We start from the raw sequence: 26,561 nt of genomic DNA on the forward strand, positions 1-26,561 counted from the left end.
CGGGGGCGGTCACTTCAAACTTTGGAGATAGGCGACGAGGGCGGTGACGTCGTCGGGTGTCAGCTGGATATTGTTTTTCTGATAGCCCTCGGTCCACATGCGGTTGCCGGGTTTCACGACGTTCGGGTGGGCCAGCCAGCGGGCGAGCTGCTCGGGCGTGTTTTGCAGCAGGCCGGCCGCGATCGTCGTACGCGAGCCGAGGTGCGTGAGGTCCGGATACGCGGCACTGCCGCCGACGAAGTGGCCGCGCACCGAGTGGCAGGAGAAGCACGTCTTCGACTGGAAGAGCTGACGCCCTTTTGCGATGAGCGCCGGATCCTCGTCGTGCGCGGGAAACTGCTGGGCGCGCCAGGATTCCAGTGGCTTGAGATCGAACTCCTCGGAGTACCCGGGCTCGTTGCGCTTCCAGTCGGTTTTGTACGAGGCAAACTGCGCCTTCGCTGGTTCGCCGGCGTTCGCCGGGGCCGCAGCCGGCACGACGCGCGCCGGCGCGATCTGCTGCTCGAGCCACTCGTTGAACTCGCGTGGCCCGAGCGCGATGACGCGGAAGCGCATGACCGCATGCGAGTCGCCGCAGTACTCAGCGCATTGGCCCCAGAAGTAACCCGGCTCGTCGGCCTTCAGCCAAAGGAAATTCGCGCGGTTCGGGATCATGTCCACTTTGCCGGCGAGGCGAGGCACCCAAAAGCTATGGATCACATCCATCCCGCGCAGATCGATCCGCACCGGCCGGCCGGCCGGAATCACGAGCTCGTTGCTGGTCACGAGCGAACCCACGTTGGGAATCTGCTCGTTGGGATACTCGAAACGGAACCACCACTGATAGCCTTGCGCGGTGATCGGGTAGGCATCGGCTTTCTCCTCCGCGGGCACGTCGTGCGTGTACCAGATCCCTTTCAGCGTGGGCACGGCGATGACCACGAGCGCGAGCACGGAAGCGCCGATGAGGCTCAACTCGATCAGCGGGTTGCCGTGGCTCTGCGGCGGCGGCGCGGCGTGTTCGTCGGCGGCATTGCGGGCGCGGAACTTGAGGATGGCGTAAGCCAGCGTGCTGCCGACCAGGACAAAAATCACGAGCACCACCCAGACCGTGACGTGAAACACCTCCGCCTGCGCCCGCGCTACCGGACCGTCGGCATGCACTGCCGACATCGGTCCATCCATGCGCCAAAACTTCAGGTCACAACCCGGCAGGAGGGCGAGCGCCCCGAGGGCTAAGCCGCTGCGCAGCCAGCGGGTAAGGCGGGATCGCCACGGGGTTTCGGTCGGGAGGGAGAATGAACGCATGTTCTAGCTAGGAGAAGGAAAGTTTATCCAAATGGCGGGCCGGAAACAGTCTGTGAAGCCTCGGTCATTTCAAGCCCGAATCCGCGTTTTTTGGCCGAGAGTGCGCATTTATTGCCCTGCTTAATCATTCTATTAGCAGCCTGCAAGAACGCGTGCCGAAGGCGCGGTCACTTGCGTTTTGCTAATTCCTCCCTCCGGTGCGTCGCCATGAAAATCCGTCTTCTGCTCCCGACGCTGCTCGTTGCGCTGCTGGTCACCGCCTGCGGCAAAAAAGAGTCCGCGACCACCGCTTCGCCCGCGACCCAGTCCGGTCCGCGTACCGTCGAAATCACGGCCGGGGACAACATGAAGTTCAACCTGAGCCGGATCGAGGCGAAGGCCGGCGAAGAGCTCAAGGTGGTGCTCACCAACATCGGTTCGCAGCCGAAAGAGGTGATGGGCCACAACTGGATCCTCCTGAAACTGGGCACCGAGGTGGAGGCGTTTGACCGTGCGGCGGCGCAGGCGAAAGCGACCGACTACATCCCGGCGGATCAGCAGGCCCAGATCATCGTGCACACCAAGCTGCTCGGGCCGCGCAAGTCGGACGAAGTCTCTTTCACCGTGCCGTCAGCGCCGGGCGAGTATCCGTTCCTCTGTTCCTTCCCCGGCCATTACCAAGTCGGGATGAAGGGCGTGCTCGTCGTGCGTTGAGGCGCACGACGCAGTTTAGGATTTCGGGCTCGCAGTTTTGAGTTCCGCACCAGGTTGCGTTCAGGAGTGTCGCGACCGCGATGTGTGTCGCGGTCGGTGACAACTCGGAACTCAAAACCCGCAACTCAGAACGCAGAACCCAGCATTGCCGCGCACGTCAGTGCGCGACCGGCCACCACTGGTAGAGGAAGAAATAAACCAGCACGCCGGTCACGCTGACGTAGAGCCAGATGGGGTAAGTCCATCGCGCCCAGGCGCGATGGCGGTCGATCTGGCCGTTGAGCGCGAGCCAGAAGGTCCGCGGCACCAGATACGCGATGGCCATCGCGAGCACGACGTGCGTGAGCAGCATCGCATAGTAGACCGGCCGGATGATTCCCGTGCCGCCGAACGGCGTGTGCACACCGCGCACGAGCGCCTTGTGGGTCACGTAGCTGATCAGGAACACCGCCGAGACGACGCCTGCGGTGAGCATCAGCCGGCGATGCGTCTGAATCCGGGCCGAGCGGACGCTTGTGTCGTGCGCGCGCTGCGCCGCCTTGATTTGCAGGAAACCCGCCGTGATCAGGACGGTCGCCGTGGCGTTGAGCGCGGCATTCAGCGCGGGAATGTCTTGAATGGTCATGACACCAGAAAGAGCCGATCGATCACCAAGGCGCCGAGCACCAGTGGGAGGTAGCCGATCGACGCGAAAAACAATTTCCGGGCCGCGCGGTCGCGCGTGGCGGGCTGCATGAACTTGATCGCCTGCCACAGAAACCAGAGGCCGGTGACCGCCGCGGCCACGCCGTAGAACCACGTGGTCAGTCCCCAGAGCAGCGGCAGCAGGCTCGTCACCAGCAGCGCGGCGGTGTTGATCAATGACCACAGCGCCACGCGTTCGCCCGATTCATCGCGCACCGGCAGCATGGGGAAGTGGACGGCAGAGTAGTCCTTCCGATACGTCCACGCGACGGCCATGAAATGCGGCACCTGCCAGAAGAACAGCACGCCGAACAGCACCCAGCCGAGCGCGGTTACGCGGCCTTCGCCGGCGCTCCATCCGATCAACGGCGGAAACGCACCGGCGACGGCTCCGATCTCGGTGCTCCAGCGCGACCAGCGTTTCGCCGGCGTATACCAGCCGAGATAGGAGAAAATCGTCAGCAGCGTGAACAACGCCGCGAGCGGGTGCACCAGCGCGTAGAGCAAAAACAGCGAGCCGATGCACATCAACACGCCGAGCACAAACGCCGAGCCCGTCGCCACCTTGCCGGCGGGAATTGGACGGTCGGCCGTCCGCTTCATGTGAGCATCGGTGTCGTGCTCCAGCCACTGGTTCAGTGCGGCCACACCGCCCGCCGCCGCCGAGGTGCCGAGCACGAGCAGCGCGAGTTGGATCGGATCCCACGGTGGCCGCGCCGCCAGATAACCGACGAGGGCCGTCATCACCGACAGCATGCTGAGCCGCGGCTTCGTCAGCTCGAGGTAGTCCGAGAACTTCGCGTTCGATGCCGGCGTCGTGCTCATGCGGCCGATTTCTCTTCGATCAGGTCGCGATGCGCCAGCCACGTCAGCCAGAATGTCACGCCAAGCGTAAGCGCGCCCACCAGCACGTGGCCGGTGGTCATGTGCGGCGAGCGCTGCGTCCAGATGACGGCGGCGCCCAGCATGATTTGCAGCGCCAGGAGGGAAAGCATGACCGAGGCGCCGAGTTGGATACCAATCGACAACGCCCGATTGCGGCGGATCTGCACGAAAAACCAGAGCAGCGCGCCCGTGATCACTACCGCCATGACACGATGGGCAAAGTTGATCCCGATGCGGAAGTTCCAGAAATCAGGCAGCCAGTCGCCCTGGATCGTCGAATACGGGAACGTGGGAATCGCGAGCCCGGCGAAACTGTGCCGCATCACGGAAGCAATCCCGAGCTGCACGAAAATCAGCGCGCAGCACACGAGCCCGGCGCGCCGCAACCCGGCGGTGACGGGCAGACTGCGACTGCGCCAGCTGCGACTGCAGGCCACGGCGATCGCGATCAGCGTGCAGACGAACAGTTGCGCCAGGCAGGCGTGCAGCATCGCGAACAGCCGGCCAACGCTGGTGTTCACCATCTCCACGTGTTGGTGATCGAGCAGCACGCGCAGTCCGCCGACCAGCGCTTGGAACAACACCAGAGCGACAGCAAATAGCCCGAGCTTGCGCAGCCACCCACGGGACTCGGTCCGCCACAACCAGACGGCGAGCACGAGGGTGATTGTGCTCATCACGCCGGCGCTGAGCCGGTGCGAATGTTCGGCGAACATGGCGAGGTCCTCGAGCCAGCCGGTCGGATTGAGCGAGCCGTTGGAGAGCGGCCAGTCGGGGAAAACCATCCCGGCGCCGATGCTGGTGGTAAACGCGCCGAGCACGACGAGCACGAAAACCCAGGCAGCGCCCAGCGCGGCAAACCAAGCCAGCGCCGGTTTGTAGTCCGCCGTGCGACGATCAGGGGGGGAGGAATCCATGAGAAAGGGAGTTTTGCAGCAGAAGCGCCCTTGCTGGCATGGGCAAACCCTTTGACAAAATTTTCGATCGGCGAATCCGTTGCACGATGAAATCTTATGTTTCGGCATCCGCGCGATCGATGCGCCGTTCCGTACTGGTCTCGATCCTCGCCGCCTGGGGCGTCGTCGTGCTGGCGGGCTGCGGCCGCAGCGAAACCGCGGCGCAGGCGAAACCGGAACCTGGATATCCGCTCACGGGCGAAATCGTGGAGGTGAACCCGGCGGAAAACGTGTTGGTGGTGCGGCACGACGACATCCCCGGCCTGATGCCCGCGATGACGATGGAGTTCACTGCTACGCCAGGCGATGTGGCGCTGGCGAAACCGGGCCAGAAGATTCGCGCGCGTTTGATCAAAGCCGGCGAGGGCGACTGGCGGCTCGAACGGATCTGGCCGATGGATCCGGCGCAGGTGAAGGAGATTGAGGCGCGGGCGAACGCGCTGCGGCAGGAAACCCTCGCCCGCGGTCGCGGCGTGTACCGCGAGATCGGCGAGAAGATGCCCGAGTTCGCGCTTTACGATCAGGAGGGGCGGGTGGTGCAAAGCGGCCGGTTCGCCGGCAAGCAGGTCATGCTGAACTTCATCTTCACGCGCTGCCCGGTGGCGACGATGTGCCCCGCTTCCACGGCGAAGATGGGCATCGCCCAAAAGCTCGCGCGCGAAGCCGGCGTGACCAACCTTGAGCTCGTCTCGATCACCTTGGACCCGGCTTACGACACGCCGGGCGTGTTGAAGGAATACGCCACCACGCGTGGCATCGATACCAGCAACTTCTCATTCCTGACCGGACCGGAGAACGCAGTGCGCGATCTGCTCGCGCAATTCGGCGTCCTGGCCGAGCCCGACAAGGACGATTTGGTGAAACACACGCTCGCGACGATCCTGATCGACGAGAAAGGCCGGATCGTGCACCGCACCGACGGCAGCTCGTGGGACCCGAAGGAGTTCGTGCCGAAAATGAAACGGGGATGAACCGCAACGTGTACCGAACCCGCCGCCAAATGGAGCCGCGACGCCCTCGTCGCGGCATCGCGAACCGACGCGACGAGGGCGTCGCGTCCCCAGCAAGCACGCTGATCGCATGAGTGAGGCAGATTTCAAATCACGGGCCGAGGGGCCGGCGCTCACGCCGCGGCAGTGGAGGCAGTTGGCAACGATCACCATCGCCGCACTCGCGCTTTATCTGACGCTGCGCTGGCTGCCGACCGGGACGAATCTGAGCCACATGGATTTCCGGGTGGATGCAGCGAACTCGATCGAGTTCTGCGATCCGTCGAATCCGCAGTTCATCCCGGTCGTCGCGGTCGCTTCGCCGGTAACGCTTTCGCTCAACGCGTTGGAGGCGAGAGCTGAACAGGAAGTTCGGGCCACCGCCGTCCTGCGCACCGCGAGCGGCAAGCCGATCGCGCCCGAGGATTTGCTCGTCGTGCACACCGAGCGGCTGCATCTGCTGATCGCGGATCCGTCGCTGACCGATTACCAGCATGTGCATCCCACGCCGGGGCGGACTGCAGGAGAGTGGAAGTTTTCGTTTACTCCGAAAGCGTCGGGTCTGTATCGCGTCTTTGCTGACTTCACGCCAGCGGCGACGAACCGCGGACTTTATGCGTATGCGGATCTGGCGGTGGGAGCGGGCAAGGCTGGAGCGGGCGGCGGTGGGGCCGAGCCTGCGGGCGGCCGTGCTCCCAACGAGACGGTCGAACGCGAGGGCTATCGATTTTCGCTGCAGCCGGCCGTGCAACCCATTCGGGCGAAACAGCCGGCGGATCTGCGGTTCACGGTCGTGCGGCTCGACGGCCGCGAAGTGCCGCTGCAGCCGGTGATGGATGCGTTCGCACATCTGGTGGCGTTCGATCAGAGCCGGAAGGGTTTCGCGCACCTCCATCCGATGCAGCTCGACCTCGCCAAGCGGCCGGATCGGATCCAGCCCGTGCTCGATTTCAAGATCACGATTCCGCAGGCCGGACGCTACGTGATCTGGGCGCAGGTGAACCTTGGCGGCCGCGAGACGTTCGTGCCGTTCTGGTTCGACGTGGCGGAGTAGCGGCAGTCAAGGGGAGTATTCGCGCTGCCGATGTAGCCGGCCTCGCTGAGGCCGGCGCCGGAGTCAACGAGCCCGACTACAAGCGTCAGGTGCGGGGTGCGGGACGAAGGAATCCGCTCAGAACTTCAAATGCTTCACCGTCAGCCCGCGGTTGATGAGCTGCTTCAGCGAATCGATGCCGATCCGGATGTGATCGGAGACGTATTTCTCATCCACCAGCACGTCGCTCTTCGCGGTCTTCACGCCTTCGGGTGTCATCGGCTGATCCGACACCAGCAGCAGCGCGCCCGTCGGGATCTCGTTGTAGAAGCCGGTGGTGAAGATCGTCGCGGTTTCCATGTCGACGGCCATGACGTGGATCTTCTTGAGGTAGGCCTTGAACTCGTCGTCGTGCTCCCAGACACGGCGGTTGGTCGTGTAGATCGTGCCGGTCCAGTAGTCGTGGCCGTGTTCGCGAATCGTGGTGGAGATCGCCTTCTGCAGTGCGAACGCGGGCAGCGCGGGCACCTCCGGCGGGAAATAGTCGTTGCTCGTGCCCTCGCCGCGGACCGCTGCGATCGGTAGGATGAAACCGCCGACCTCGGCACGGTGCTTCACGCCGCCGCATTTGCCCAGAAAGAGCACCGCCTTCGGTTTGATCGCGCTGAGCAGGTCCATCACCGTCGCGGCCGTGGCGCTGCCCATGCCGAAGTTGATGATCGTGATCTTGCCGGCCGTCGCGCTGCTCATCGGCTTGTCCTTGCCGCGAACTGGCACGTGATGCCACTGCGCGAACAAGCTCACGTAGCGGTCGAAGTTGGTGAGCAGGATGTAATCGCCGAACTGTTTCAGCGGCACGCCGGTGTAGCGGGGCAGCCAGTTTTCGACGATTTCTTGGCGGGACTTCATGGGCGGAGTTTGCAGCCCGCCTCCGCCAATGCAGTCAAAAAGCGGACGGGTCGGGCCGCGGGTGGCACGGGCGTCCCGCCCGTGGTGGACGGCGCTCTACGCGCAGCGCATCGAACGAACCCCGTCGCTTCACGGGCACGATGCCCGTGCCACGTCGAGCTTACGACGCTGCCAACGCGTTCTGCGTATTCAAATGGTGCGCTCCCGTGAACTTCACCGACTGCTCGTCCGCGTGATAGCTCGAGCGCACCAGCGCGCCGCTTTCGACGACGCCGATCCCGAGCGACAGCCCGAATTCCTTCCAGTGAACGAACTCTTCGGGCGGCGCCCAGCGCGCGACGGGTAGGTGCTTCGCCGTCGGTTGCAAATACTGGCCGATCGTCACGATGTCGGTCTTGTCGGAAGCGATATCGCGGAGCGTCTGCTCGATCTCTTCCTTCGTTTCGCCGAGCCCGAGCATGATCCCGGTCTTGGTGGTGAATCCGCGGCTCTTCGCGTGGCGGACCACGCTGCGGGAGCGCTCGTAACGCGCCTGCACGCGCACCGGCTTCTGCAGCCGCTCCACCGTTTCCAGATTGTGGTTGAAGATGTCGGGCTTCGCATCGAGCACGATGTCGATGTGCGCCGTATTGCCCTTGAAGTCGGGCGTCAGCACCTCGATCGCGGTGTGCGGATTCTTGTAGCGGATCGCGCGGATCGTCGCGGCCCAGACGCTGGCGCCGCCGTCGGCGAGCTCGTCCCGGGCGACGCTCGTGATTACGCAATGCCGCAGGTTCATCTTGGCGACGGCGTCGGCGACGCGCGCCGGTTCCCCCAGGTCGAGCTCGGTAGGCCGGCCGGTCGCGATCGCGCAGAAGTTGCACGACCGCGTGCAGATGTTGCCCAAGATCATGACCGTCGCCGTGCCGCGGGCCCAGCATTCGCCGAGGTTCGGGCACTGCGCGCTCTGGCAGACAGTGTGCAGGTGATTGTGGTCCACCAGCCGGCGGGTGGCGGCGTAGCCGGGTCCGCCGGGCAGCTTGGCCCGAAGCCACGAAGGTTTGCGCTGGGTTTCCATGAAAAGGGGGGAATGGCCGCAAAAAGCCGCAAAAAGGGCAAAAGAAAAGAGCTCAGCCCGCTTTCGTCGGCGCGGTCGCGGCGGCGGGTGGCGTCACAAACCGCGACCACTCGGCCCAGAATTCGCGCGCGAGCACCGACTTCACCTCGGCCAGGTCGAACGCGTGTCCGAGTTCCGCCTGCAGCGAGGTGATGCCGCCCTCTGCCGGACTGATGCCGCACGGGACGATCCCTTGGAAGTGCGCGAGGTTCGCGTTCACGTTGAGCGCGAAGCCGTGGTAGGCGACCCAGCGCTTTACCGCGACCCCGATGGCGGCGATCTTGCGCGGGCCGACCCAGATGCCGGTCTTGCCGACCCGGCGCGAAGCGGCGAGCCCGAGCGTGCCGACGCTGTTGATCAAGACCTGTTCGAGAAAACGCAGGTAGGCGTGCAGATCCTTGTGCGCGGCGAGCGAGACGATCGGGTAGCCGACGATCTGCCCCGGCCCGTGATAGGTGATGTCGCCGCCGCGGTTGGTTTTCACGACCTCCACGCCCTCGCGCGCGAGCTGCTCCTCGTTCCACACCAGATGGCTCTCGGCGCCGGCACGCAGACCGGTGGTGAAAACCGGTTCGTGTTCGGTGAACACCAGGGTGTCCGGGATCTCGCCGGCGATTCGGCGCGCGACGAATTCGTCCTGCCGGGCCCACGCTTCGGCGTAGCGGGTGCGGCCCCAATCGACGACGGCGCCCGCGGCCGCGGTGGAGAGGATGCTGGATTGAGTCATCTTCGCGAAAGTGCGGCAGATCGTCGGCCGCGCAAGTCGTCAGAGCGACCCGAGCGCGCCGCACAGGTGAAACGGCGTCCCGCCGCGCTGAAGGGGACCAGAGACCAAGCCGCCGGGGCTGGCGGGCTCAACCGGGTACGCGAACCTTACACCAGCCCCATCGCTGCAACACCTACGGCGGCGGTGAGCCCGAGCACGAGCGCGATGCGCCAGCGGATACCCGGTGAACCGATACTGATCGCGAGTCCCGCTTTGAGCAGCGTATTGCTCACGGCGGCTAGCGTGACCGCCCGGACGGCCAGATCCTGCGGGGTGGCGTCGCGCATTTGCGCAATCGAAAGCGAGATCGCGTCCATGTCGGTCAGGCCGGAGACGAACGACAGCGGTAGCAAGCCCTTGGTGAGTCCAAGTTGTGGCGCCGCCTTCACGAGAAAAGCGATGACGGCATACAGCACGGCGAATTTGATCGCGGTGGAAAGTCCGAGCGGATTGCGCAGTGCCACCGGGTCGCCGTGGACCTTGCCGGGACGGCGCCGCCACCAGACGAGCGCCGCGTAAAGGACTCCAGGCACCGCCATCAGCGAGAGCGGCAGAACCAAGCGTTGTGCAAATTCGCGGTTGATGAACGCGATTACCACGACGACGCGCGGCAGCATCACCGTGCAGGCGATGATCACGGCGAGGGCGTAGTGCTGGGACAGCGCCGGATCAGTCTTGCTGCGCCGGCTGAATGCGAGCGTGCTCGCGGTGCTCGAGGCCAGTCCGCCGAACAGACTCGTGGCCACGATGCCCGCGCCGGTGCCCAGCATCCGTATCGCGATGTAGCCGGCGAAGCCGAGCCCGGAAATCAGCACCACCATGAGCCAGGTCGAGAACGGGTTGAACGCGTCGAACGGACCCATCGCGCGATTCGGCACCAGCGGGAGAATCACACCCGTGATCGCCACAAACTGCAACGTGCCGCGAATGTCGTCTTGGGTGAACGCGCGCGTCCAGGCGTGCAGCGGCTGCTTGCTGCCGACGAGCACCATCGTCGTCGCGGCGACGAGCACGGCACCGGGCAGTTCCTGCCAATAGACCAGACTGCCCGCGAGCACGGTGAGCAGGGTGGAGGCGAAGGTGGTGCCGCCAGGACGGGCGCCGGGTGGCGCGTTGAACTTCGCCACGATCTGCTGGGTGCCCACGAGCAGGAACACCACGGCGAGCAGCACCGGTGAAGTCTGCTCGCTGGCGAAGGCGCCGACGCACCCAAGCATCGCCCAGAACGTGAACGTGCGCACGCCGCCGAAGTCGACGTCGGCGGCCTTGGCCGACTGATCGCTCCACTGGCGGATCAGTCCGACAAGCGCGCCGAGACATGCGCTGGCAACAATGGCGATGAGCAGCGGGGGCATGACGGCGAGGATGGGGAGCGCGCAGGCGGTGCGCAAGCGACGAGCGCTGACGCGGATCCGCGCGGCGCATTGCTTTTCCGACATGGGCGGGACGCCCATGCCACCGTGGCACGGGCGTCCCGCCCGTGAGCCTGTGCCGTGCGAGGGCCTAATTTCCGTTTGCCCAACGCACCGGCGACCCACAGCCTGCGGGGTTTCATGAGCGAAATTCCCACTGACATCTCCCACGACCAGCATGCGGTGCGACGCCAGAAGCTTGCGGACATGCGCGCGGCCGGGACCGATCCGTTTCGCGCGGCCATCGCGCCCACCCACTTTTCGGCCGATGCCAAAGCGCTCTACGTCGACGGCCAGGATTATGCGGTCCCGGTGACGGTCGCGGGACGGTTGGTGACCTTCCGCGTGCAAGGCGGCAGCTCGTTCGTGAAGATCCAGGATCAGCAGGGTCAGATTCAGCTCTACTTCCGCAAGGACGTGCTCGGCGAGGAGCGCTATGGATTTTTCAAGAAGGCGCTCGACTTAGGCGACATCATTGGCGTCACCGGCACGTTGTTCAAAACGAAGACCGGCGAGATCACGGTGCGCGTGGACTCGTTTACGCTGGTCAGCAAGGCACTGCGGCCGCTGCCGGAGAAGTTCCACGGCTTGAGCGATCCGGAGCAGGTTTATCGGCAGCGGTACCTCGACGTCATCATGAACCAGGAGTCGCGCGCGCGGCTGATGCTGCGTTCGCGAATCGTGTCGCACGTGCGGCGGTTCCTCGAGGGCCGCAGCTTCATCGAGGTGGAAACGCCCGTGCTCGAAGCGACCGCCGGCGGCGCGGCGGCGCGGCCGTTTGTGACGCATCACAACGCGCTCAACGTCGATTTCTTCTTGCGCATCGCGACCGAGCTGCGGCTGAAGCGGATGCTCGTCGGCGGCTTCGATCGCGTGTTCGAGATCGGACGGATTTTCCGCAACGAAGGCGTGTCACGCCGGCACAACCCCGAGTTCACCATGCTCGAGGTTTACCAGGCCTACAGTGACTACCGCGGCATGATGACGTTGATCCGTGACCTGCTGACCTCGCTCGTGCGCGACATCGTGAAGCCGGCGGACGGTTCGCTGAAGATCAAGCATTCGGCGAGCGGCCAGGAAATCGATTTCGGCGGCGAATGGCGTGAGGTGCGTTACAAGGACCTCATCAAGGAGGTCACCGGCGACGCCGAGTGGTTCAGCCGCTCGAAGGCCGAGAAGATCGCCAAGGCCGAGGCGATGGGACTGCAGATCCATCCCGGCTGGGAGGAATTCGAGATCACGAACGAAATCTTCTCGAAGAAGATTGAGCCGACGCTGATCCAGCCGACGTTCGTCACGCACCTGCCGAAGGAGCTGTGCCCGCTGGCGAAGCTGAACGCGGAGGATCCGAGCGTGCTCGACGTGTTCGAGCTGACGATCGGCGGCATGGAAGTGGCGCCGGCGTATTCGGAGCAGAACGATCCCGACGTGCAGCGCGAGATGTTCGAGAAGCAGGCTGGTGAGGAGAAGCAGAACATCGACCAGGATTTCCTGCTCGCACTCGAGCACGGCATGCCGCCGGCCGGCGGCATGGGCGTGGGCATCGACCGGTTGTGCATCCTGCTCACCGGGGCCGAGAGCATTCGCGATGTAATCCTGTTCCCGCAGCTGCGGCCGAGCGGCGCCGCAGGCGCCGCCGGTTGAAGTCGAAAGTTGAAGTTGAAGTCGGAATCGTCGGAGATCTTCCCACAGCCTTCGTCGCTTCAACTTAAACTTCGGACTTAATCTGGCGGACGCCATGCCCTGGTATTTCTACCTTGCCCTGAAGCAGCTCTTCCCGACCGGGCGGCGGTTTCCGTTTTTCACGTTCATTTCGATCGTAGGCGTGGCACTCGGCGTCGCGCTGCTCGTCGTATCGACGAGCGTGATGGGCGGATTCGGACACGAGATCCGGCGGATGGTCGTCGAGACGCAAGGCGAGGTGCAGGTGCGGGCGAACGGGTTCATCGATGATCCCGCGGGATTGCAGCAACGGATCGCCAAGGTGCCGGGCGTCGTCGCCACGACGGCGTTTGCCGAAGGCGTGGTGATGCTCGAATCCGAGCGCCGACCGGCGTTCCCGGGCATCCAGGGCATCGATCTCAACACCGTCACCAAGGTTGTGCCGCTCGACCGCTACGTGCGCGTGGGCTCACTCGAGGATCTCGATGACGACTCGATCATTCTGAGCGCCACGCTGGCGCATAACATCGGCGCGCGACTCGGGGGCAAGGTGGAGGTTTACTCGCCGCTGCTGTTGGAGCGGCTGAAGAACGACGAGGTGCTGCTGCCGCGCGAGTTGACGGTGGTCGGCATCTTCGAGGTGGGACACCAGCAGCTCGACAGCTCGACGGTGATCGTGACGTTGCGGTTGATGCAGGATCTCTACGGGCTGCAGCACGGTGTGCACGGCATCAACGTGAAGATCGCCGACGGGCTCGACGCCGATGAGATGGCGCGCCGGATCAACGCCGCGTTGCCGCCGGAGTCCGGTGCCGTGGCCCGGTCGTGGATCGATACGAACCAGGATTTCCTCTTCGTGCTCTCGCTGGAGAAGAACATGATCTTCTTCCTGCTCACGTTCATCATCATCGTGGCGGCATTTTCGGTGACGAGTTCGCTGCTGATCTCGGTCGTGCGCAAGACGCGCGAGATCGGGCTGCTCGGGGCGCTGGGCGGCAAACCGCGGCAGGTGGCGGCGTGCTTCTGTATGCAGGGATTGCTTATCGGCTGCGGTGGCACGCTCCTCGGACTGGCGCTCGGGCTGACCACGCTGTTTTTCCGCAACGACATCATTCGCGGATTCACCGAGCTGACCGGCAGTCAGGAGGTGCTGGTGCGATTTTATCAATTCAGCCAGCTGCCGGCGTACACCTCACGCTCGGACCTCACGTTGATCGTGGTGTGTGCGATTGTGATCTCGACGCTGGCGGGCTTGCTGCCGGCGTGGCGCGCGGCGCGACTCAAACCCGTGGAGGCGCTGCGCAGTGAGTGATGACCATCGAAGCGATGTAGCCGGGGTCGGCGACCCCGGCCGGCCGGGCTCAGCGAGCTCGGCTGCAACTCCGGTCCTCTCCGCGCGCGGGCTCACCAAGAGCTATCTCAGCGGCACGCGGCGGATCGAGGTGTTGCGCGGCGTCGACCTCGACGTGTTCGCCGGGGAAAGCGTCGCCATCCGCGGCGAGTCCGGTTCCGGCAAGTCCACGCTGCTCAACCTGCTCTCCGGGCTGGACGCACCTGATGCCGGTACGCTGGTGTGGCCGGGCGGGCGGATCGACGCCGACCGACGGGCGCGATTCCTCGGGATCGTGTTTCAGTCGTTCTACCTCATTCCGGAGCTGAACGCGCTGGAGAATGTGCTCATGGCGGCGCGGATCCTGAAAGCGCCGGGCCGCGCGGAACGCGAGCGGGCCCGTGCGCTGCTCGCTCGCGTCGGGCTCGCGTCACGCGAGGACCATCTGCCGGCGCAGCTGTCGGGCGGGGAACGCCAGCGCGTCGCGCTCGCCCGGGCGCTGATGAACTCGCCGCAACTGCTGCTCGCGGACGAACCGACCGGCAATCTCGACGAACACACCGGCGACGCGGTGATCGAATTGCTGCTGGGCCTTTGTGCCGAAACAAAAACCGCCCTGGTGCTGGTGACGCACAACGCGCTGCACGCGGCCAAGGCGCAGCGGACGCTGTTCCTGCACGACGGCCGGTTTACGACCGGCCCAAGTTAGGAGTTCGGGGTTCGGAGTTGAACATTTGCGCGCCTTGTCCGCTCATCGGTGGTCATGGCTTTACTCGGAACGCTGAAGTCGAAACTCGGAAAAGGCCCGCGGGACCGCGTGCGCTGCGGCGTCGCCGGCGTGGGCTCGCTCGGCCAGCATCACGCGCGGATCTACTCCACGCTGCCGAACGTGGAGTTCGCGGGGATTTTCGAGACGAGCGACGCGCGGGCGGCGGAGATTTGCGCGAAGCTCAATTGCCGGCGGTTCGCATCGCTCGAGGAACTCGGCGCCGCGTGCGACGCGGTTTCGGTGGTCGTGCCAACGGACAAGCACGAGGCCGTGGCGCTGCCGCTGCTCGCGCAGGGCTGTCATTTGCTGATCGAGAAACCGATCTGCGCCTCGCTCGCCGAAGCCGAACGCGTGCTCGCGGCGGCGCAGACGCAAGGCGTGATCGTGCAGGTCGGCCACGTGGAGCACTTCAATCCCGTGATGAGTTTTCTGGAAAAGGAAGTGAGCCGACCGGGCTACATCACGACGGAGCGACTGGCCCCTTATCAGACGCGTGGTACCGAGGTCGGCGTGGTGCTCGACCTGATGATCCATGACATCGGCATCGTGCTCGCGTTGGTGAAGTCGCCGATCAAGCGGATCGACAGCGTGGGCATTAGCGTGCTGTCGAAAACCGAGGACATCGCGAACGCCCGGATCGAGTTTGAGAGCGGCTGTGTGGCGAACCTCAGCGCGAGCCGGCTGAGCTTGAAGAAGAATCGCGAGATCCGGGTGTTTCAGGACAACGCCTATCTCTCGCTCGATTTCATGAACCAGAAGGGCCACCTCGTGAAGAAGAGCGACCTGGTGGCCTATGGCTTGAAGTTGAAGGTCGGGCTGGCCAAGCCCGGTGACGTCAGCTCGGTGCCGGTGCAGGAGATCCCGATCGAGAAGGGCGAACCGCTCGCGATCGAACTGGCGAGCTTCGTGAACAGCGTGGCGCAGGCGCAGCAGCCGAAAGTCGGGGCGGCGCTTGGGAAGAGCGCGCTGGACGTGGCGATCACGATCACGGATCAGATCAAGCAGGCGGGCAAGCGATGAACGAGACGGAGATTGGGAGCGCGACCGCCCTCGGTCGCAAGCATCGGAAGCGGCCGAGGGCGGCCGCGCTACCACCCAGCCTCCGAGGCAGTGCGGCATGAGTTCCTCGCCGACAGTTCACCTCCCCTCGTCGACCTCTGGCCGCGTCGACGTGCTGATCATCGCGGGCGAACACTCCGGCGACGAACACGCGGCCCGGATGGTGCGCGAATTGCGCGCGAAGCAGCCGGGCATCGCCATCGCGGCGCTCGGTGGTCCCGAACTCGCGGCGGCGGGCGCGCAGCTGCTGTTCGATCTCACGGCCTCGTCGGTTGTCGGGCTGGTCGAGGTGCTGAAGCACTACGGATTTTTCAAGGCGCTGTTCGCTGACACGCTGCGCTGGATCGCCGAGCATCAGCCGCGGGCGGTGTGCTTCATCGATTATCCGGGTTTCAATCTCCGGATCGCCGCCGCACTGCACGAACGCGGGCTGAGCGTAAAGGGCGGCGGCAGGATCAAGTGCCTGTTCTACATCTCGCCGCAGATCTGGGCGTGGAAGGCTGGCCGCCGGTTTACGATGGCGCGCGACCTCGACGCGATGGCGACGATTTTTCCGTTCGAGCCGCAGTGCTACGCGGACACGACGTTGCCGGTGGAGTTTGTCGGTCATCCGTTCGTTGCGCCCGACTATGTTTCTCCGGTGCGGCACGACCCGGCCGGGCCGGTGTTGCTGCTGCCTGGTAGCCGGAAGCAGGCGGTGGGACGGATCTTCCCGGCGTTGCTGGCGGGCTTCCGCGAGTTTGGCGAACGCGACGCGGTGGTGCTGTATCCGAGTGACGAGATCCGCACCGTGCTGGAAGCGGAGAATCCGCCGGCGAACGTGCGGTTGGTTGAGATCGACGCGCACGGCGGTACGGCCGGTGGCGTTGCGTTGCCGGTCGCAGCGACACTCACCTCGAGCGGAACGATGTCGATGCACTGCGCGCTGGCGGCGATTCCGGGTGCGATCGCTTATCGGGCGAATCCGCTCACGTATGTGCTCGGAAAGATGCTGGTGCGGGTGCCGTATCTGGGGATCGCGAACCTGCTGCTCAACGAGCCGATGTATCCGGAATACCTGCAAGGTGCGGCGACGCCGCAGGCGCTGGCCGCGGAGTTGCGGGCGAGCGTTCACGATCCGGAACGGCAGGCGAAAACGGCGGAGCAGTCGGCACGACTGCGTGCACTGCTCAGTCAGCCGACGGGCGGATCCGCCGCGGATTGGGTGGTGCGACAGATGACGGGTTGAGGTGGGTAGGGGCGCGCTGATGTAGCCGGGGTCGGTGACCCCGGCTACAAGAACAACGGACGGGCGCAGCAAGCTGCGCCCTACCGATACCAGCACGGCGTAACGCTCAGCCGATTTTCGGTGCGATGTGCTGCCAGAGCGCGGCGGCTTTTTCGTTCAGGATCGCGCGACACTTGGCGATCTCCGCTTCGCGCGCGGCGCGGTTCTCGTCGGCAATCTTCGCGAGATCGTCGAGGTTGTAGAGAAACACGTTTTCCAGTTCGGTCACGTGGGTGTCGACGTCACGCGGCAGCGCGAGATCGATGAAGAAGAGCGGCCGCGCGGGTCGCTTCGCGAGCGCGGCCTCCGCCGCGGCGGGCGAGATCACCGTCGTCGGCGCCGAGGTGGCGCAGACGACGACATCGAATTCGGCGAGCCGCGCTTCGCGCTGGTCGAAGGGCATCGCGCTTGCCTCGAGTGCGCTGGCGAGTGCCATTGCGCGGTCGAGACTGCGGCTGGCGACCGTCAAGCTGCCGGCGCCGCGGCTGCGGAACGCCTTCGCGGTCTTCTCGCCGATTTCCCCGGCGCCCAGGAGCAGGATCCGCGTTTGGTCGAGTTTGCCGAAGATGGAGCCCGCGAGGTCGACGGCGACGTTGGCGATGCTGACCTGGCCGCCCGTGATCGCCGTGTGCGTGCGCACGTGCTTGGCCGCCTGAAACGTTTTCTGGAAAACGCGGTTCAACACGGGGCCGGTGTGGCCGCTCGTTTGCGCGGTGGCATAGGCCTCCTTCACCTGACCGAAGATTTCGTTTTCCCCCAGCATCTGCGAGTCGATGCCCGCTGCGACCTCGAGCAAGTGCTGCACGGCGGGCAGACCTGTGAGCTGCAGCCGGAATTGCGCGAACTCGACCGGATCGAAATTCTGCCGCGTGCAGAAAGTCGCTTGCACGCGCTCGGCGATCGCCGCGTCCGACGCCACGCCGTAAAATTCGATCCGGTTGCAGGTGTTGAGCAGCGTGAACTCCCGCAGCTCGGGCCAGCGGCGCACCTCGGTGGCGAACGCGGCGGCGGCATCGGCGTTGAGGGAGAGCCGTTCACGCACCGCCAGCGGGGCGGTGTGGTGCGTCGCTCCGATCACAAAAAAACCGTCGGCACTCATCGCGGCGGAACAGAAATCTGGGCCGGCGGAGCCGGGGGGCGGCGGCTGGCGTCGACCTGGCCGATCGAGAGCAGCGCGCCGAAGAAGAGCAGGATGCACGTCCAGGCAAACCGTTTGGCCAGCAAGTGACCGCGCCAGCGCAGCACGAGCGTGATGCTGTAGGCCAGCCACACGGCCACGGTGGCGACGATCTTCGAGGCGTGCACGGGATCGTGCTCGCGCAACCAGTAAGACGTGCCGCCGAACACCGCGATCGTCATGAATGCGACGCCGGTGATCAGCAGCCGCAGGCTGATGTGGTCGAGCTCGACGATCGGCGGCAGAAACGAGAACCAGCCGCCCAGGCGTTTCCGCTGCAGCGAAAGATAGCGCAGCAGCAGCATGAATGCGGTCAGCGCGAGAAGCGCGAAGACGCCATAGCTGAAGAGCGCGAGCGAGGCGTGAAGCTCGACCCACGGATTGCCGCCGAAGATCTTCGACCGGCGCGTCGCGTCCCACGCGGGAATCGCGAGCGAGGTCAGCGTGAGCACCGAAGCGAGGCAGGTGCTGAAATATCCGAGGAGGCTCGAGCGAAACCGCACACCGACGATGAGATAGAGCGTGATGGCCGACCAGGCGGTGAATTGGAAAATCTCGAACGTGTTGCCGAGCGGACAACCGCCGGTCGCCCGCCCCCGCGTGTAGAGCCCGATGACCTGCCCGATGTAGCCGAGGGCGATGATCACGTTGATCGTGGCATTGGACCCACGACCGCCGCGCAGCAGCAGCAGGGTGCCCAGCAGGAGCCCGAGGAGGTAGAACCCCGCGGCGAACCAGAACCAGGTGCGATCAGCCAGACCGGCAAACATGAAGGCGCGAAACTAGGGGAAACACCGACTTCGGCAAGTCTGCGTCCGGGCCATTAGCAGCCGCCGGCGCGTTTTAATGCGATGCTTACGTTCCAGAGGCATAAACCATGTAGCGCCAGCATCCTGTGTCGCCCACGCATCGATCGCTCAGGCCTCCCGCGTCGCGACCCAGAACCGGCACTCGTCGGAAAAATCGCGAACCGGCTTCGTTTCAGGCGCCACCTTGCGCCGCATCGCATCAAAAATATGCGTCCAGCCGGTGGCGGCGAGGTCGGCAACAATCTCCGCACGGTCCGGCAAATGCATGAACGTCCGGCCCACGCCGGTTTCCTCGAAGTAGCGATCGCCGAACTCGACCAGCCGGGGATCCTGTTCGCCGCGTTCCCAGCGGACGCGTTCGAGCCGCCAGAGCGCGCGCTCGGTGGAGGAGTGGTTGCGATCGTGCGTGGTGAACAACAGCGGCGCGCCGGGCACGCAGACGGAGTGCAGCTCGCGCAGCGCGGCGCGGCGGTTCTCGCGACCGGGAATCTGCATCAGCCCGTTGAACATGAACAGCGCGCCGGCGAAGGGAGCTGAGCGCTGAGAGCTGAGAGCCGCGAACTCGGACGCGATGGTCCGCTCGTCGGCCGGCCCGCACCTCCCGGTCCGCTCCTTCGGCGCAATGCAATCTGATAGGTTGCATTGTGAGAGGCGGGTGGCGTCGGCGTGGAGGAAGCGGATGGCATCGGGGCCGTGGTCGGCGCCACGCGCGGCGGCGAGGCTGCGGGCCTGATCGAGCAGCTCCTGAGCGAAATCGAACGCGGTCAGGTTTCGGTAACCGAGATTCCACAGGCCAAGGGTAACCCGGCCGGCGCCGCAACCGGCTTCGAGCAGTGGGGCTGTGCGATCGGGAAAGTGCCGTTCGATCAGGGTGCGCTCGGAGTTCCAGAGACCCAAATCGTGCGCCGCCCGCGTGTAGTGCATCACCGCGACGAGGTCGTTGAAGTCGTCGCGAACGGTCGTGGCGGAGATTTTGTGGTTTTTCAACGCGGAGGACGCGGAGATCGCGGAGAGGCTTTGAAATGGCAAGGCCGGGCTTCGCGACCTGCGCACTCTCCGTTTGAAGTTAGGCTCGAGCCTGCCACGCGGCGATGAACATGCCGTTGGCGTTGAGCTCGTGGGGCCAGAGGAAGAGTTGAGAGTTGAGGGATGAGAGTTGAGAGGAGGAAGCGGAGAGTGAAGAGGCGGACGTTGAGAGTTGAGGGTTGAGAGTTGAGCCGGGCACGGAGCTGGTTGTGGCCGGGCTCGGTGCGCGCGGGCCAGGGTCGGCGACCCCGGCGGCATTGAACAGCGGCAGCGGCTCGAGCTCCGGGTGCGCGGCGGAGAACGCGTCGGCGACGGCCGTGGTTTCGCTGCGCGTCAGCGTGCAGACGCTGTAGATCAATCGGCCGCGCGGTTTGAGCGAACCGGCGACGAGGTTGAGCAACGTGAGTTGCGTGGTGGCGAGTTGGTTCACGTCATCCAGCGTCGCCGTCCACCGCGCCTGCGGATTACGTTGCCAGGTGCCGACGCCGCTGCACGGCGCATCGACGAGGATGCCGTCGAATTTGGTTTTGGTCGGCAGTCGGGCGGAGCCGTCCCAGAGTGCCGTGCGATAATTGAAAACCTGCGCGCGCGCCGCGCGGTGCTTCAGCGTCTCGAGTCGGCGCGCGTTGCGGTCGGTGGCCCAGATCAGGCCCTTGTTCGCCATCAGATCGGCGAGGTGCAGCATCTTGCCGCCTTCGCCGGCGCAGGCGTCCCACCAAGTCTCGCGCGGCTGCGGCGCGCAGGCATGGCCGACGATCTGCGAGGCGAGATCCTGGATCTCGAATTCGCCGGCGTCGAAAGGTTCGGTGCGGAACAGGTCCTGCGTCCCGGTGAAGGTAAACGCAGAAAGCTGCGGCTCCAGCCCGGTGAGCCAGGCCGGCAACACCGCGGGACTGCAGTGGACGAGGGTCTTCGTGACCTCGGCGGCGTGGCCGCGCCGGACGCGGATCCAGAGTGCGGGATCGCGCTGCAGTTGGCGCAGCGTGTCCGCGGGCAGTTCGACCTCGCTCGCGAGCCAGTGGGGCACCGCGCGCGCGGCGAGTGCTTCCACCTTGATCGAGGCCGGATCGGCGGTGAACCGTTCGTGCAGCTTGGCGGCCTGTTCGATACGTTTCTGCGGCGACGCCTTCGGGTCGAGCCAGGAAAGCCAGCGGAAGTAGACGAACACCGCGTGGCTGATGTGGCGCTTCGCCGCGGGACGCAGGTAGCGATGCCGCTCGAAATAGAATCGCAATGCCAGGTCCGCGCGATGATCAGTCGAGATCGAGGCGAGGATCTGCGCGGCGTGATTGAGAGTGGCTTGATCGGGCGTGGCCATCAGCGTGAGACGACGAAACACACGAAGCAGACGAAAAGAAAGACCAGACCGAGGCGGGGGCAAACAGGCGGGCGTTAAACGAGCACCTCGGGGCAGCGCGCCGCACCAGCAAGCTTACCCGCGCTTGGCCCAGCGGCGGTCCTGCTTCAGCTCCAACCGACGGGTCTCGATCTGCACGCCCGCGACGGCCGGATGCGAGCGAAGCGCCTGGAACGACGGGCCGTTCACCTTCCACGTCAGCGCGGTGCTGATCTCGGCGCAGGGCGCGAACCGATTCGGGAAGGCGAACCCCAGCTCCAATCGCGTATCGCCTGACTGTTTGTCGAGCGTGGCGCGCAGTTGGTGGAAGAAGCCGGCGAGTTCCGGATGCGCCGGCCGAAGCAGCCAGGTGACTTTGCGGACGAGCCCGGCGATCTGATTCTCGAGCGGGTAGCATTCCTTTACGTTCACCCGCGCGCCCTCCTGGTTGACGATGATGTTGCCCTGCACCAGCACGAGCGCGTTTTCCGCGAGCACCGTGCCGTAGTTCGCGTAGCCATCGGCGAACATGTTCAGCGGCAGCGCCCCCGCTTTCGTCGCGAGCGTGAAGCTGGCCCACGGGCGGTTGTCTTTTTTCGAGAGCCGCTTGGCAATGCCGGACACGATGCCGCACAACCGAAATTCCGTGCGGTCGCCCTGATTCAACAGTTCGGTGATCGGATAGGTGTCGATCGCTTCAGTCAGCCCAGCGAAAACGTTGAGCGGATGTCCGGAGACGTAGAAACCAAGCAGCTCCTTTTCGAAGGTGAGCCGCTCGGTGGAGGTGAAGTCGTCCGAAGAAGTTGAGAGTTGAGAGTCGAGAGTGGAGAAGTCGGAGCCGGAAGCCGGCCGCGACGAGGGCGTCGCGGCTCCATGGCCGTTTGAGCCATTCTTGCCGTTTTTCTTGGGCGCGAGGTCCTCGGCGAACATGTCGAGGAAACTGTGCTGGCCGGCAGCGCGATCGCGGGCCCGGGCGGCGACGGTGGCGAGCGCGGCGTCAATGCCGTCGAAGAGCGGCTTGCGCGGTGCGCCGCTGTAGTCGAAGGCGCCGGTCTTCACCAGATGCTCCAGCACGCGCTTGTTGACGGCACGACCATCCATCCGTGCGGCGAAGTCATCGAAGTCGCAAAACGCGCCGTTCTTGTCGCGCTCCTCGATGATCTTCTGCGCGGCGAGCTCACCGACGCCCTTGATTCCGGCGAGTCCGAAGCGGATCGCGCCGCCGGCTCGATCCGCTTCGGCAGCTGAGAGCTGAGAGTTGAGAGCTGAGAGCTCCGAATCTGCCTGGCTCTGGACTCTGGACTCTGGGCTCTGGGCTCGCGGCGAGGATGCGCCGCGAAGGACCGGCGTAAACATTTCGCGCGACTCGTTGATGTCGGGGCCGAGCACGGTGATGCCCATCGCCTCGGCTTCAGCAATGAAGTGCGAGACCTTTTCCGCGTTGCCGAGTTCGGCCGTGAGCACGGCGGCCATGAACTGCACCGGGTAGTTGGCCTTGAGGAACGCGGTTTGATAGCTGACGAGCGCGTAGGCGGCGGAGTGCGACTTGTTGAAGCCGTAACTGGCAAACTTGTTGAGTAGGTCGAAAATCTCGTTCGCCTTCTTCTCGTCGATAGCGTTCACGCGCTTGGCGCCCTCGACGAACTTCACGCGTTCTTTCGCCATCGCTTCCGCGTCCTTCTTGCCCATCGCGCGGCGGAGCATGTCGGCGCCGCCGAGCGTGTAGCCGGCGATGATCTTCGCGCACTCCATCACCTGCTCCTGGTAAACGATGATGCCGTAGGTCTCCTGCAGCGACTGTTCGAGCAGCGGATGCGGATACTCGACGGTGCTCGGGTCCTTCTTGCCGCGGGCGTAGTCGGGGATGAACTGCATCGGGCCGGGTCGGTAGAGCGCACAGATCGCGTTGATGTCGTCGATGTTCGAGACGCCGACCTGCTTGCACGCCGACTGCATGCCGCTGGATTCCAGCTGGAAGACGCCGACGGTCTTGCCGGCGTTGAGCATCGCGTAGGTCTTTGGGTCGTCGAGCGGGATGGTCTCGATGTCGAACTTCGGATCGGCGGTGCGGCGGACGTTGTCGACCGCGTCGGCGATGACGGTGAGCGTCTTCAGCCCGAGAAAATCCATCTTCAGCAGCCCGAGCTTGGTCACCGCGCCCATGTCGAACTGCACGGTGACGTCGCCTTCTTGCAGCGTGAGCGGGACGAAGTCGTCGAGTGGCTGGTCGGTGATGATGATGCCGGCGGCGTGCTTGCCGGTGTTGCGCACCATGCCCTCGAGCACGAGCGCCTGGTCGACGATTTTTTTCGCGACGGGATTGCGCGCGATCTCGGAGCTGAGCTCGGCGGATTTGGCGATCGCGTCGGTGAGCGTGATGTTGAGCTCGTCGGGGATCATCTTCGCCAAGCGGTCGGCCTCGGCGAACGGCAGGTTGTGCACGCGCGAGACGTCGCGGATCACCATCTTCGCGCCGAGCGTGCCGTAAGTGATGATGTTCGCGACGCAGTCCTTGCCGTATTTTTCGCGGACGTAGTTGATAACCTCCTCGCGCCGGCGCATGCAGAAATCGATGTCGAAATCCGGCGGCGAGACGCGTTCGGGATTGAGGAAGCGCTCGAACAGCAGCTTGAACCGGAGCGGGTCGAGGTTGGTGATGCCGAGCAGGTAGGCGACGAGGCAGCCGGCGCCGGAGCCGCGGCCCGGGCCGACGGGCACGCCGTGGCTTTTGGCCCAGGCGATGAAATCCCAAACGACGAGGAAGTAGTCGATGAACCCGGTGACGCGGATGATCGACAGCTCGTAGCCCATCCGGACGACGAGCTCTTCCTCGTGGGTGAGTCCGGTGTAGTCGGGCGGTTGCGGCTTTTCGCCGGCGGGCAGGTTGGTGAGTTTGTCGAGTCGTTCGGCGGCGGCGGGATGCGAGGCCGCGGCGAAGTAGTCGACGCCATAGCGGCGGCGGAGACCGGCGACGCAGAGATCCTGGAGGTAGCCGCCGCGGTCGGTTTTGATCTCAGGCGGCAGGGGATATTTGGGATAGCGCTCGCTGCCTTTGGGAAACGGGATCGCGAGCTCGCACATGTCAGCCACGAGCTGGGTGTTCGTGAGCGACGCGGGCACTTCGCGGAACACCTGGGCCATTTCCTCGCGCGACTTCAGATAAAACTGCGAGCCGCTGAAGCGCATCCGTTTCTCGTCGTCGATCTTCGAGCCGGTCTGGATGCAGAGCATCGCGTCGTGCGGACCGGCGTCGCCGTGGTTCACGTAGTGGACGTCGTTCGAACAGATGACCTGCAGCTTGAATTCCTGCGCCAGGTCGAGCAGGCCGGGGATGATCTTGCGCTGTTCCGGGATTCCGTGGTCCTGCAGTTCGATGAAGTAGTTTTCGCGGCCGAAGATCTCGACGAAGCGTGCGCAGGCCTTGCGGGCTTCGTCCTCGCGATCGTTGAGCAGGTGCTGCGGCACCAATGAGGCGAGGCAGCCGGAGAAGCCGATGAGCCCGCCCGCGTATTTCGCGAGCGTTTCGATGTCCGTGCGCGGCTTGTAATAGAAGCCCTTGAGGTGCGCGTCGGAGACGAGCTTCAGCAGATTCTGATAGCCGGTGAGATTTCGCGCCAGCAGCCCGAGGTGGAAAATCGTCTTTCCGTCGTCGTCCGAGCGACCGTGTTTCTCGAGGCGGGAATGTTCGACCAGGTAGAGCTCGCAACCGATGAGCGGTTTGACCTGGGCGTCCTTGGCGGCCTTGTAGAACTCGATCGCACCGTAGAGATTGCCGTGATCGGTGAGCGCAATCGCCTTCATCCCCAGCTCGTTCGTGCGCTTCAGCAGCCGGTCGATGCGGCAGGAGCCATCGAGCAGGCTATAGTCGCTGTGGACGTGGAGATGAACGAAATTCGGATCCGCTGACGGCACGCGGCTATAAGCGGATTCGAGCTGCGGCAGGGCAAGAGGAAAGGCCGAAGTGGATGGCGAGCAACGGTCAACAGGTGGAACCCGCCGTCCCGGCGGCTTGGATTGGGAGGCGCGGGCCGCGATTCGAAACCCGGCGGGATGCCGGGTACCACCTGAGCGGAGGCTGGGTACGGCGCAGGCCGGGCGGCTCTGCAAAAAAGCCATTGACGGGCCGCTCGCGAGCTGGCCAATTTACCCGCTTTTCCTCTCACTCCTTCGTCTGTTCACATGTCTATCGAAATCAAAATCCGCAAAAACGAGCCCGTGGATCGTGCGATCCGTCGCATGAAGAAGAAGCTCGATCGCGAGAATATCATCAAGGGTGTTCGCGCCAAGCGTTACTACGAGAAGCCCTGTGAGAGGCGCCGCCGCAAGGAGAAGGTCCAAGCGTTCACGCAGATGCTGCGTCGCCGCTACGAGAGCTGAGCCTGACGCCAAAACGAATCTTTTTTGCCGCACCTCGCGCGTCGGGGTGCGGCTTTCTTTTTTCGTGCATCACGGTGGGTTTTTTAGCTTTGTGACTGCGTGAACGTTCGTCTGTCCCTGTCTACCTGCTGGTGCTCGCACCGTCATACCGACGGCTATGCGATGGTCCGGGAGATGGTGGGATTGGGGTTCGAGTACATCGAGCTGAGTCACGGGATCCGGATCACCCTGGTGCCGGGCGTGCTGCGCGCGGTGGAGGAAGGGCTGGTCAAGATCAGCTCGACGCATAATTTTTGCCCCTTGCCGACCGGGGTGGTGCAGGCGGCACCGAATCTCTTCGAGCCGTCCGCCAGCGATCCGCGTGAGCACGAGCAATGGCTGCGGCACACGCGGCGTTCGATCGATTTCGCGGCGCAGGTGAAGGCGAGTACGGTCGTCTGCCACCTCGGCAGCGTGCGGTTTTTCTGGTTCAATCCCGGCCGGACGCTGCGCGCCTACCGGGAGCGGCATCCGGATGCGACCATCCCGCACGATGAGGACTACCAGGCGTTGCTGACGAAATCGCGCGAGAAGCTGCGCAAGCGGATGGGACCGTTCTGGGAGCGGACGAAGCAAAGCGTCAACGAAGTGCTCGCGCATGCGCAGCAGAAAGGCGTGCGACTCGGTTTCGAGAACCGGGAAAAGTTCGAGGAGCTGCCGCTGGAGGAGGATTACCTCGATTTTCTCAACAGCTTGCCGGCCGGAGCACCGGTGGGCTACTGGCACGATACGGGGCATGCCGACATCAAGCAGGCGATGGGGATGATCGATCACCGCGCGCATCTCGAAAAGATGGCGCCGAAGCTGATCGGGTTTCACCTGCATGACGTGAATGCGCAGGGCCAGGACCATCAGACGGTGGGCAGCGGGCACATTGATTTCAAAATGATCAGCAGCTTCTGGCGACCCGAGCACCTGCTGGTGCTCGAGTTCAATCCGCGACTTCCCGTCGAAGGCGTGCGAGCCTCGCGCGAGCGGGTGCTGGAGCTGCTGGGCTGAA

23 protein-coding genes are annotated in these 26,561 nt (G+C 64.6%); 10 read left to right on the plus strand and 13 right to left on the minus strand.

All coding sequences use genetic code 11. The features are described from left to right. Nucleotides 1-9: 9 nt before the first annotated feature. The gene (gene coxB / locus OTER_RS10480; protein WP_012374892.1) at nt 10-1,287 is read right to left on the minus strand and encodes a cytochrome c oxidase subunit II; all 1,278 of its coding nucleotides are present in this window, start codon (nt 1,285-1,287) and stop codon (nt 10-12) included. A gap of 207 nt (nt 1,288-1,494) precedes the next feature. Here coxB and OTER_RS10485 point away from each other — a divergent pair, with 207 nt between their 5' ends. Further along, on the plus strand, nt 1,495-1,980 hold the full coding sequence (locus OTER_RS10485) for a plastocyanin/azurin family copper-binding protein (RefSeq protein ID WP_012374893.1): 486 nt from the start codon (nt 1,495-1,497) through the stop codon (nt 1,978-1,980). A gap of 157 nt (nt 1,981-2,137) precedes the next feature. On the opposite strand, the gene OTER_RS10490 is transcribed toward OTER_RS10485, so the two are convergent. The 3 genes from OTER_RS10490 to OTER_RS10500 are packed head-to-tail and all read right to left on the minus strand — an operon-like array spanning nt 2,138 to nt 4,466. Further along, on the minus strand, nt 2,138-2,605 hold the full coding sequence (locus tag OTER_RS10490; protein WP_012374894.1) for a DUF420 domain-containing protein: 468 nt from the start codon (nt 2,603-2,605) through the stop codon (nt 2,138-2,140). Continuing rightward, a complete protein-coding gene (gene cyoE, locus OTER_RS10495) occupies nt 2,602-3,489 on the minus strand; it encodes a heme o synthase (protein ID WP_012374895.1) in 888 nt (295 codons plus the stop codon). Before cyoE ends, OTER_RS10490 begins: the two co-directional genes overlap by 4 nt. Further along, on the minus strand, nt 3,486-4,466 hold the full coding sequence (locus OTER_RS10500; RefSeq protein WP_012374896.1) for a COX15/CtaA family protein: 981 nt from the start codon (nt 4,464-4,466) through the stop codon (nt 3,486-3,488). The genes cyoE and OTER_RS10500 overlap by 4 nt, the downstream gene beginning before the upstream one ends. A 119-nt stretch (nt 4,467-4,585) precedes the next feature. Here OTER_RS10500 and OTER_RS10505 point away from each other — a divergent pair, with 119 nt between their 5' ends. Continuing rightward, complete coding sequence (locus OTER_RS10505) at nt 4,586-5,476, plus strand: SCO family protein (RefSeq protein WP_012374897.1); 891 nt, start codon at nt 4,586-4,588, stop codon at nt 5,474-5,476. Nucleotides 5,477-5,585: 109 nt separating this feature from the next. Then, the gene (locus OTER_RS10510; protein WP_012374898.1) at nt 5,586-6,548 is read left to right on the plus strand and encodes a hypothetical protein; all 963 of its coding nucleotides are present in this window, start codon (nt 5,586-5,588) and stop codon (nt 6,546-6,548) included. Between the two features lie 117 nt (nt 6,549-6,665). Here OTER_RS10510 and OTER_RS10515 read toward each other — a convergent pair whose 3' ends face one another. The 4 genes from OTER_RS10515 to OTER_RS10530 all read right to left on the minus strand — a co-directional run bounded on the left by OTER_RS10515 (nt 6,666) and on the right by OTER_RS10530 (nt 10,653). Continuing rightward, nucleotides 6,666-7,436 carry an AMP nucleosidase gene (locus OTER_RS10515; protein WP_012374899.1) on the minus strand — a complete coding sequence of 257 codons (771 nt, stop codon included), beginning with the start codon at nt 7,434-7,436 and terminating at the stop codon, nt 6,666-6,668. Nucleotides 7,437-7,596: 160 nt separating this feature from the next. After that, nucleotides 7,597-8,493, minus strand: coding sequence for a lipoyl synthase (lipA, locus tag OTER_RS10520; RefSeq protein WP_012374900.1), 897 nt, complete (start codon nt 8,491-8,493; stop codon nt 7,597-7,599). Nucleotides 8,494-8,545: 52 nt separating this feature from the next. Then, nucleotides 8,546-9,259, minus strand: a complete 714-nt coding sequence (gene lipB / locus OTER_RS10525) for a lipoyl(octanoyl) transferase LipB (protein WP_012374901.1) — start codon at nt 9,257-9,259, stop codon at nt 8,546-8,548. A gap of 146 nt (nt 9,260-9,405) precedes the next feature. Continuing rightward, entirely contained in the window at nt 9,406-10,653 is a 1,248-nt protein-coding gene (locus OTER_RS10530; RefSeq protein WP_044892388.1) for an MgtC/SapB family protein, read from the minus strand. A 198-nt stretch (nt 10,654-10,851) separates the two neighbouring features. Here OTER_RS10530 and lysS point away from each other — a divergent pair, with 198 nt between their 5' ends. The 5 genes from lysS (at nt 10,852) to lpxB (ending at nt 16,758) form a co-directional block, all read left to right on the plus strand. Continuing rightward, nucleotides 10,852-12,354 carry a lysine--tRNA ligase gene (gene lysS, locus OTER_RS10535; protein ID WP_012374903.1) on the plus strand — a complete coding sequence of 501 codons (1,503 nt, stop codon included), beginning with the start codon at nt 10,852-10,854 and terminating at the stop codon, nt 12,352-12,354. Between the two features lie 94 nt (nt 12,355-12,448). Beyond that, nucleotides 12,449-13,684 carry an ABC transporter permease gene (locus OTER_RS10540; protein ID WP_012374904.1) on the plus strand — a complete coding sequence of 412 codons (1,236 nt, stop codon included), beginning with the start codon at nt 12,449-12,451 and terminating at the stop codon, nt 13,682-13,684. Continuing rightward, nucleotides 13,677-14,411, plus strand: a complete 735-nt coding sequence (locus OTER_RS10545; protein WP_012374905.1) for an ABC transporter ATP-binding protein — start codon at nt 13,677-13,679, stop codon at nt 14,409-14,411. The genes OTER_RS10540 and OTER_RS10545 overlap by 8 nt, the downstream gene beginning before the upstream one ends. Nucleotides 14,412-14,465: 54 nt before the next feature. After that, complete coding sequence (locus OTER_RS10550) at nt 14,466-15,491, plus strand: Gfo/Idh/MocA family protein (protein ID WP_012374906.1); 1,026 nt, start codon at nt 14,466-14,468, stop codon at nt 15,489-15,491. A 97-nt stretch (nt 15,492-15,588) separates the two neighbouring features. Next, nucleotides 15,589-16,758: a lipid-A-disaccharide synthase gene (gene lpxB / locus OTER_RS10555; RefSeq protein ID WP_012374907.1), complete on the plus strand. Its 1,170-nt coding sequence runs from the start codon at nt 15,589-15,591 to the stop codon at nt 16,756-16,758. Nucleotides 16,759-16,864: 106 nt separating this feature from the next. Here lpxB and hemA read toward each other — a convergent pair whose 3' ends face one another. The 5 genes from hemA to dnaE all read right to left on the minus strand — a co-directional run bounded on the left by hemA (nt 16,865) and on the right by dnaE (nt 25,057). After that, on the minus strand, nt 16,865-17,896 hold the full coding sequence (gene hemA, locus OTER_RS10560; protein WP_012374908.1) for a glutamyl-tRNA reductase: 1,032 nt from the start codon (nt 17,894-17,896) through the stop codon (nt 16,865-16,867). Next, nucleotides 17,893-18,744 carry a cytochrome C assembly family protein gene (locus OTER_RS10565; protein ID WP_012374909.1) on the minus strand — a complete coding sequence of 284 codons (852 nt, stop codon included), beginning with the start codon at nt 18,742-18,744 and terminating at the stop codon, nt 17,893-17,895. Before OTER_RS10565 ends, hemA begins: the two co-directional genes overlap by 4 nt. Nucleotides 18,745-18,891: 147 nt before the next feature. Then, entirely contained in the window at nt 18,892-19,770 is an 879-nt protein-coding gene (locus OTER_RS10570; protein WP_237702475.1) for a class I SAM-dependent methyltransferase, read from the minus strand. A gap of 79 nt (nt 19,771-19,849) precedes the next feature. Continuing rightward, entirely contained in the window at nt 19,850-21,127 is a 1,278-nt protein-coding gene (locus OTER_RS10575; RefSeq protein ID WP_012374911.1) for an RsmB/NOP family class I SAM-dependent RNA methyltransferase, read from the minus strand. Between the two features lie 114 nt (nt 21,128-21,241). Then, the gene (gene dnaE, locus OTER_RS10580) at nt 21,242-25,057 is read right to left on the minus strand and encodes a DNA polymerase III subunit alpha (RefSeq protein ID WP_012374912.1); all 3,816 of its coding nucleotides are present in this window, start codon (nt 25,055-25,057) and stop codon (nt 21,242-21,244) included. Nucleotides 25,058-25,324: 267 nt separating this feature from the next. On the opposite strand from dnaE, the gene rpsU reads away from it, so the two are divergent. Then, nucleotides 25,325-25,522: a 30S ribosomal protein S21 gene (gene rpsU / locus OTER_RS10585; protein ID WP_012374913.1), complete on the plus strand. Its 198-nt coding sequence runs from the start codon at nt 25,325-25,327 to the stop codon at nt 25,520-25,522. A 99-nt stretch (nt 25,523-25,621) separates the two neighbouring features. Next, nucleotides 25,622-26,560, plus strand: coding sequence for a sugar phosphate isomerase/epimerase family protein (locus OTER_RS10590; protein WP_044891697.1), 939 nt, complete (start codon nt 25,622-25,624; stop codon nt 26,558-26,560). Nucleotide 26,561 lies beyond the last annotated feature (1 nt).

It is taken from the genome of Opitutus terrae PB90-1, from assembly GCF_000019965.1.
GTDB lineage: Bacteria > Verrucomicrobiota > Verrucomicrobiia > Opitutales > Opitutaceae > Opitutus > Opitutus terrae.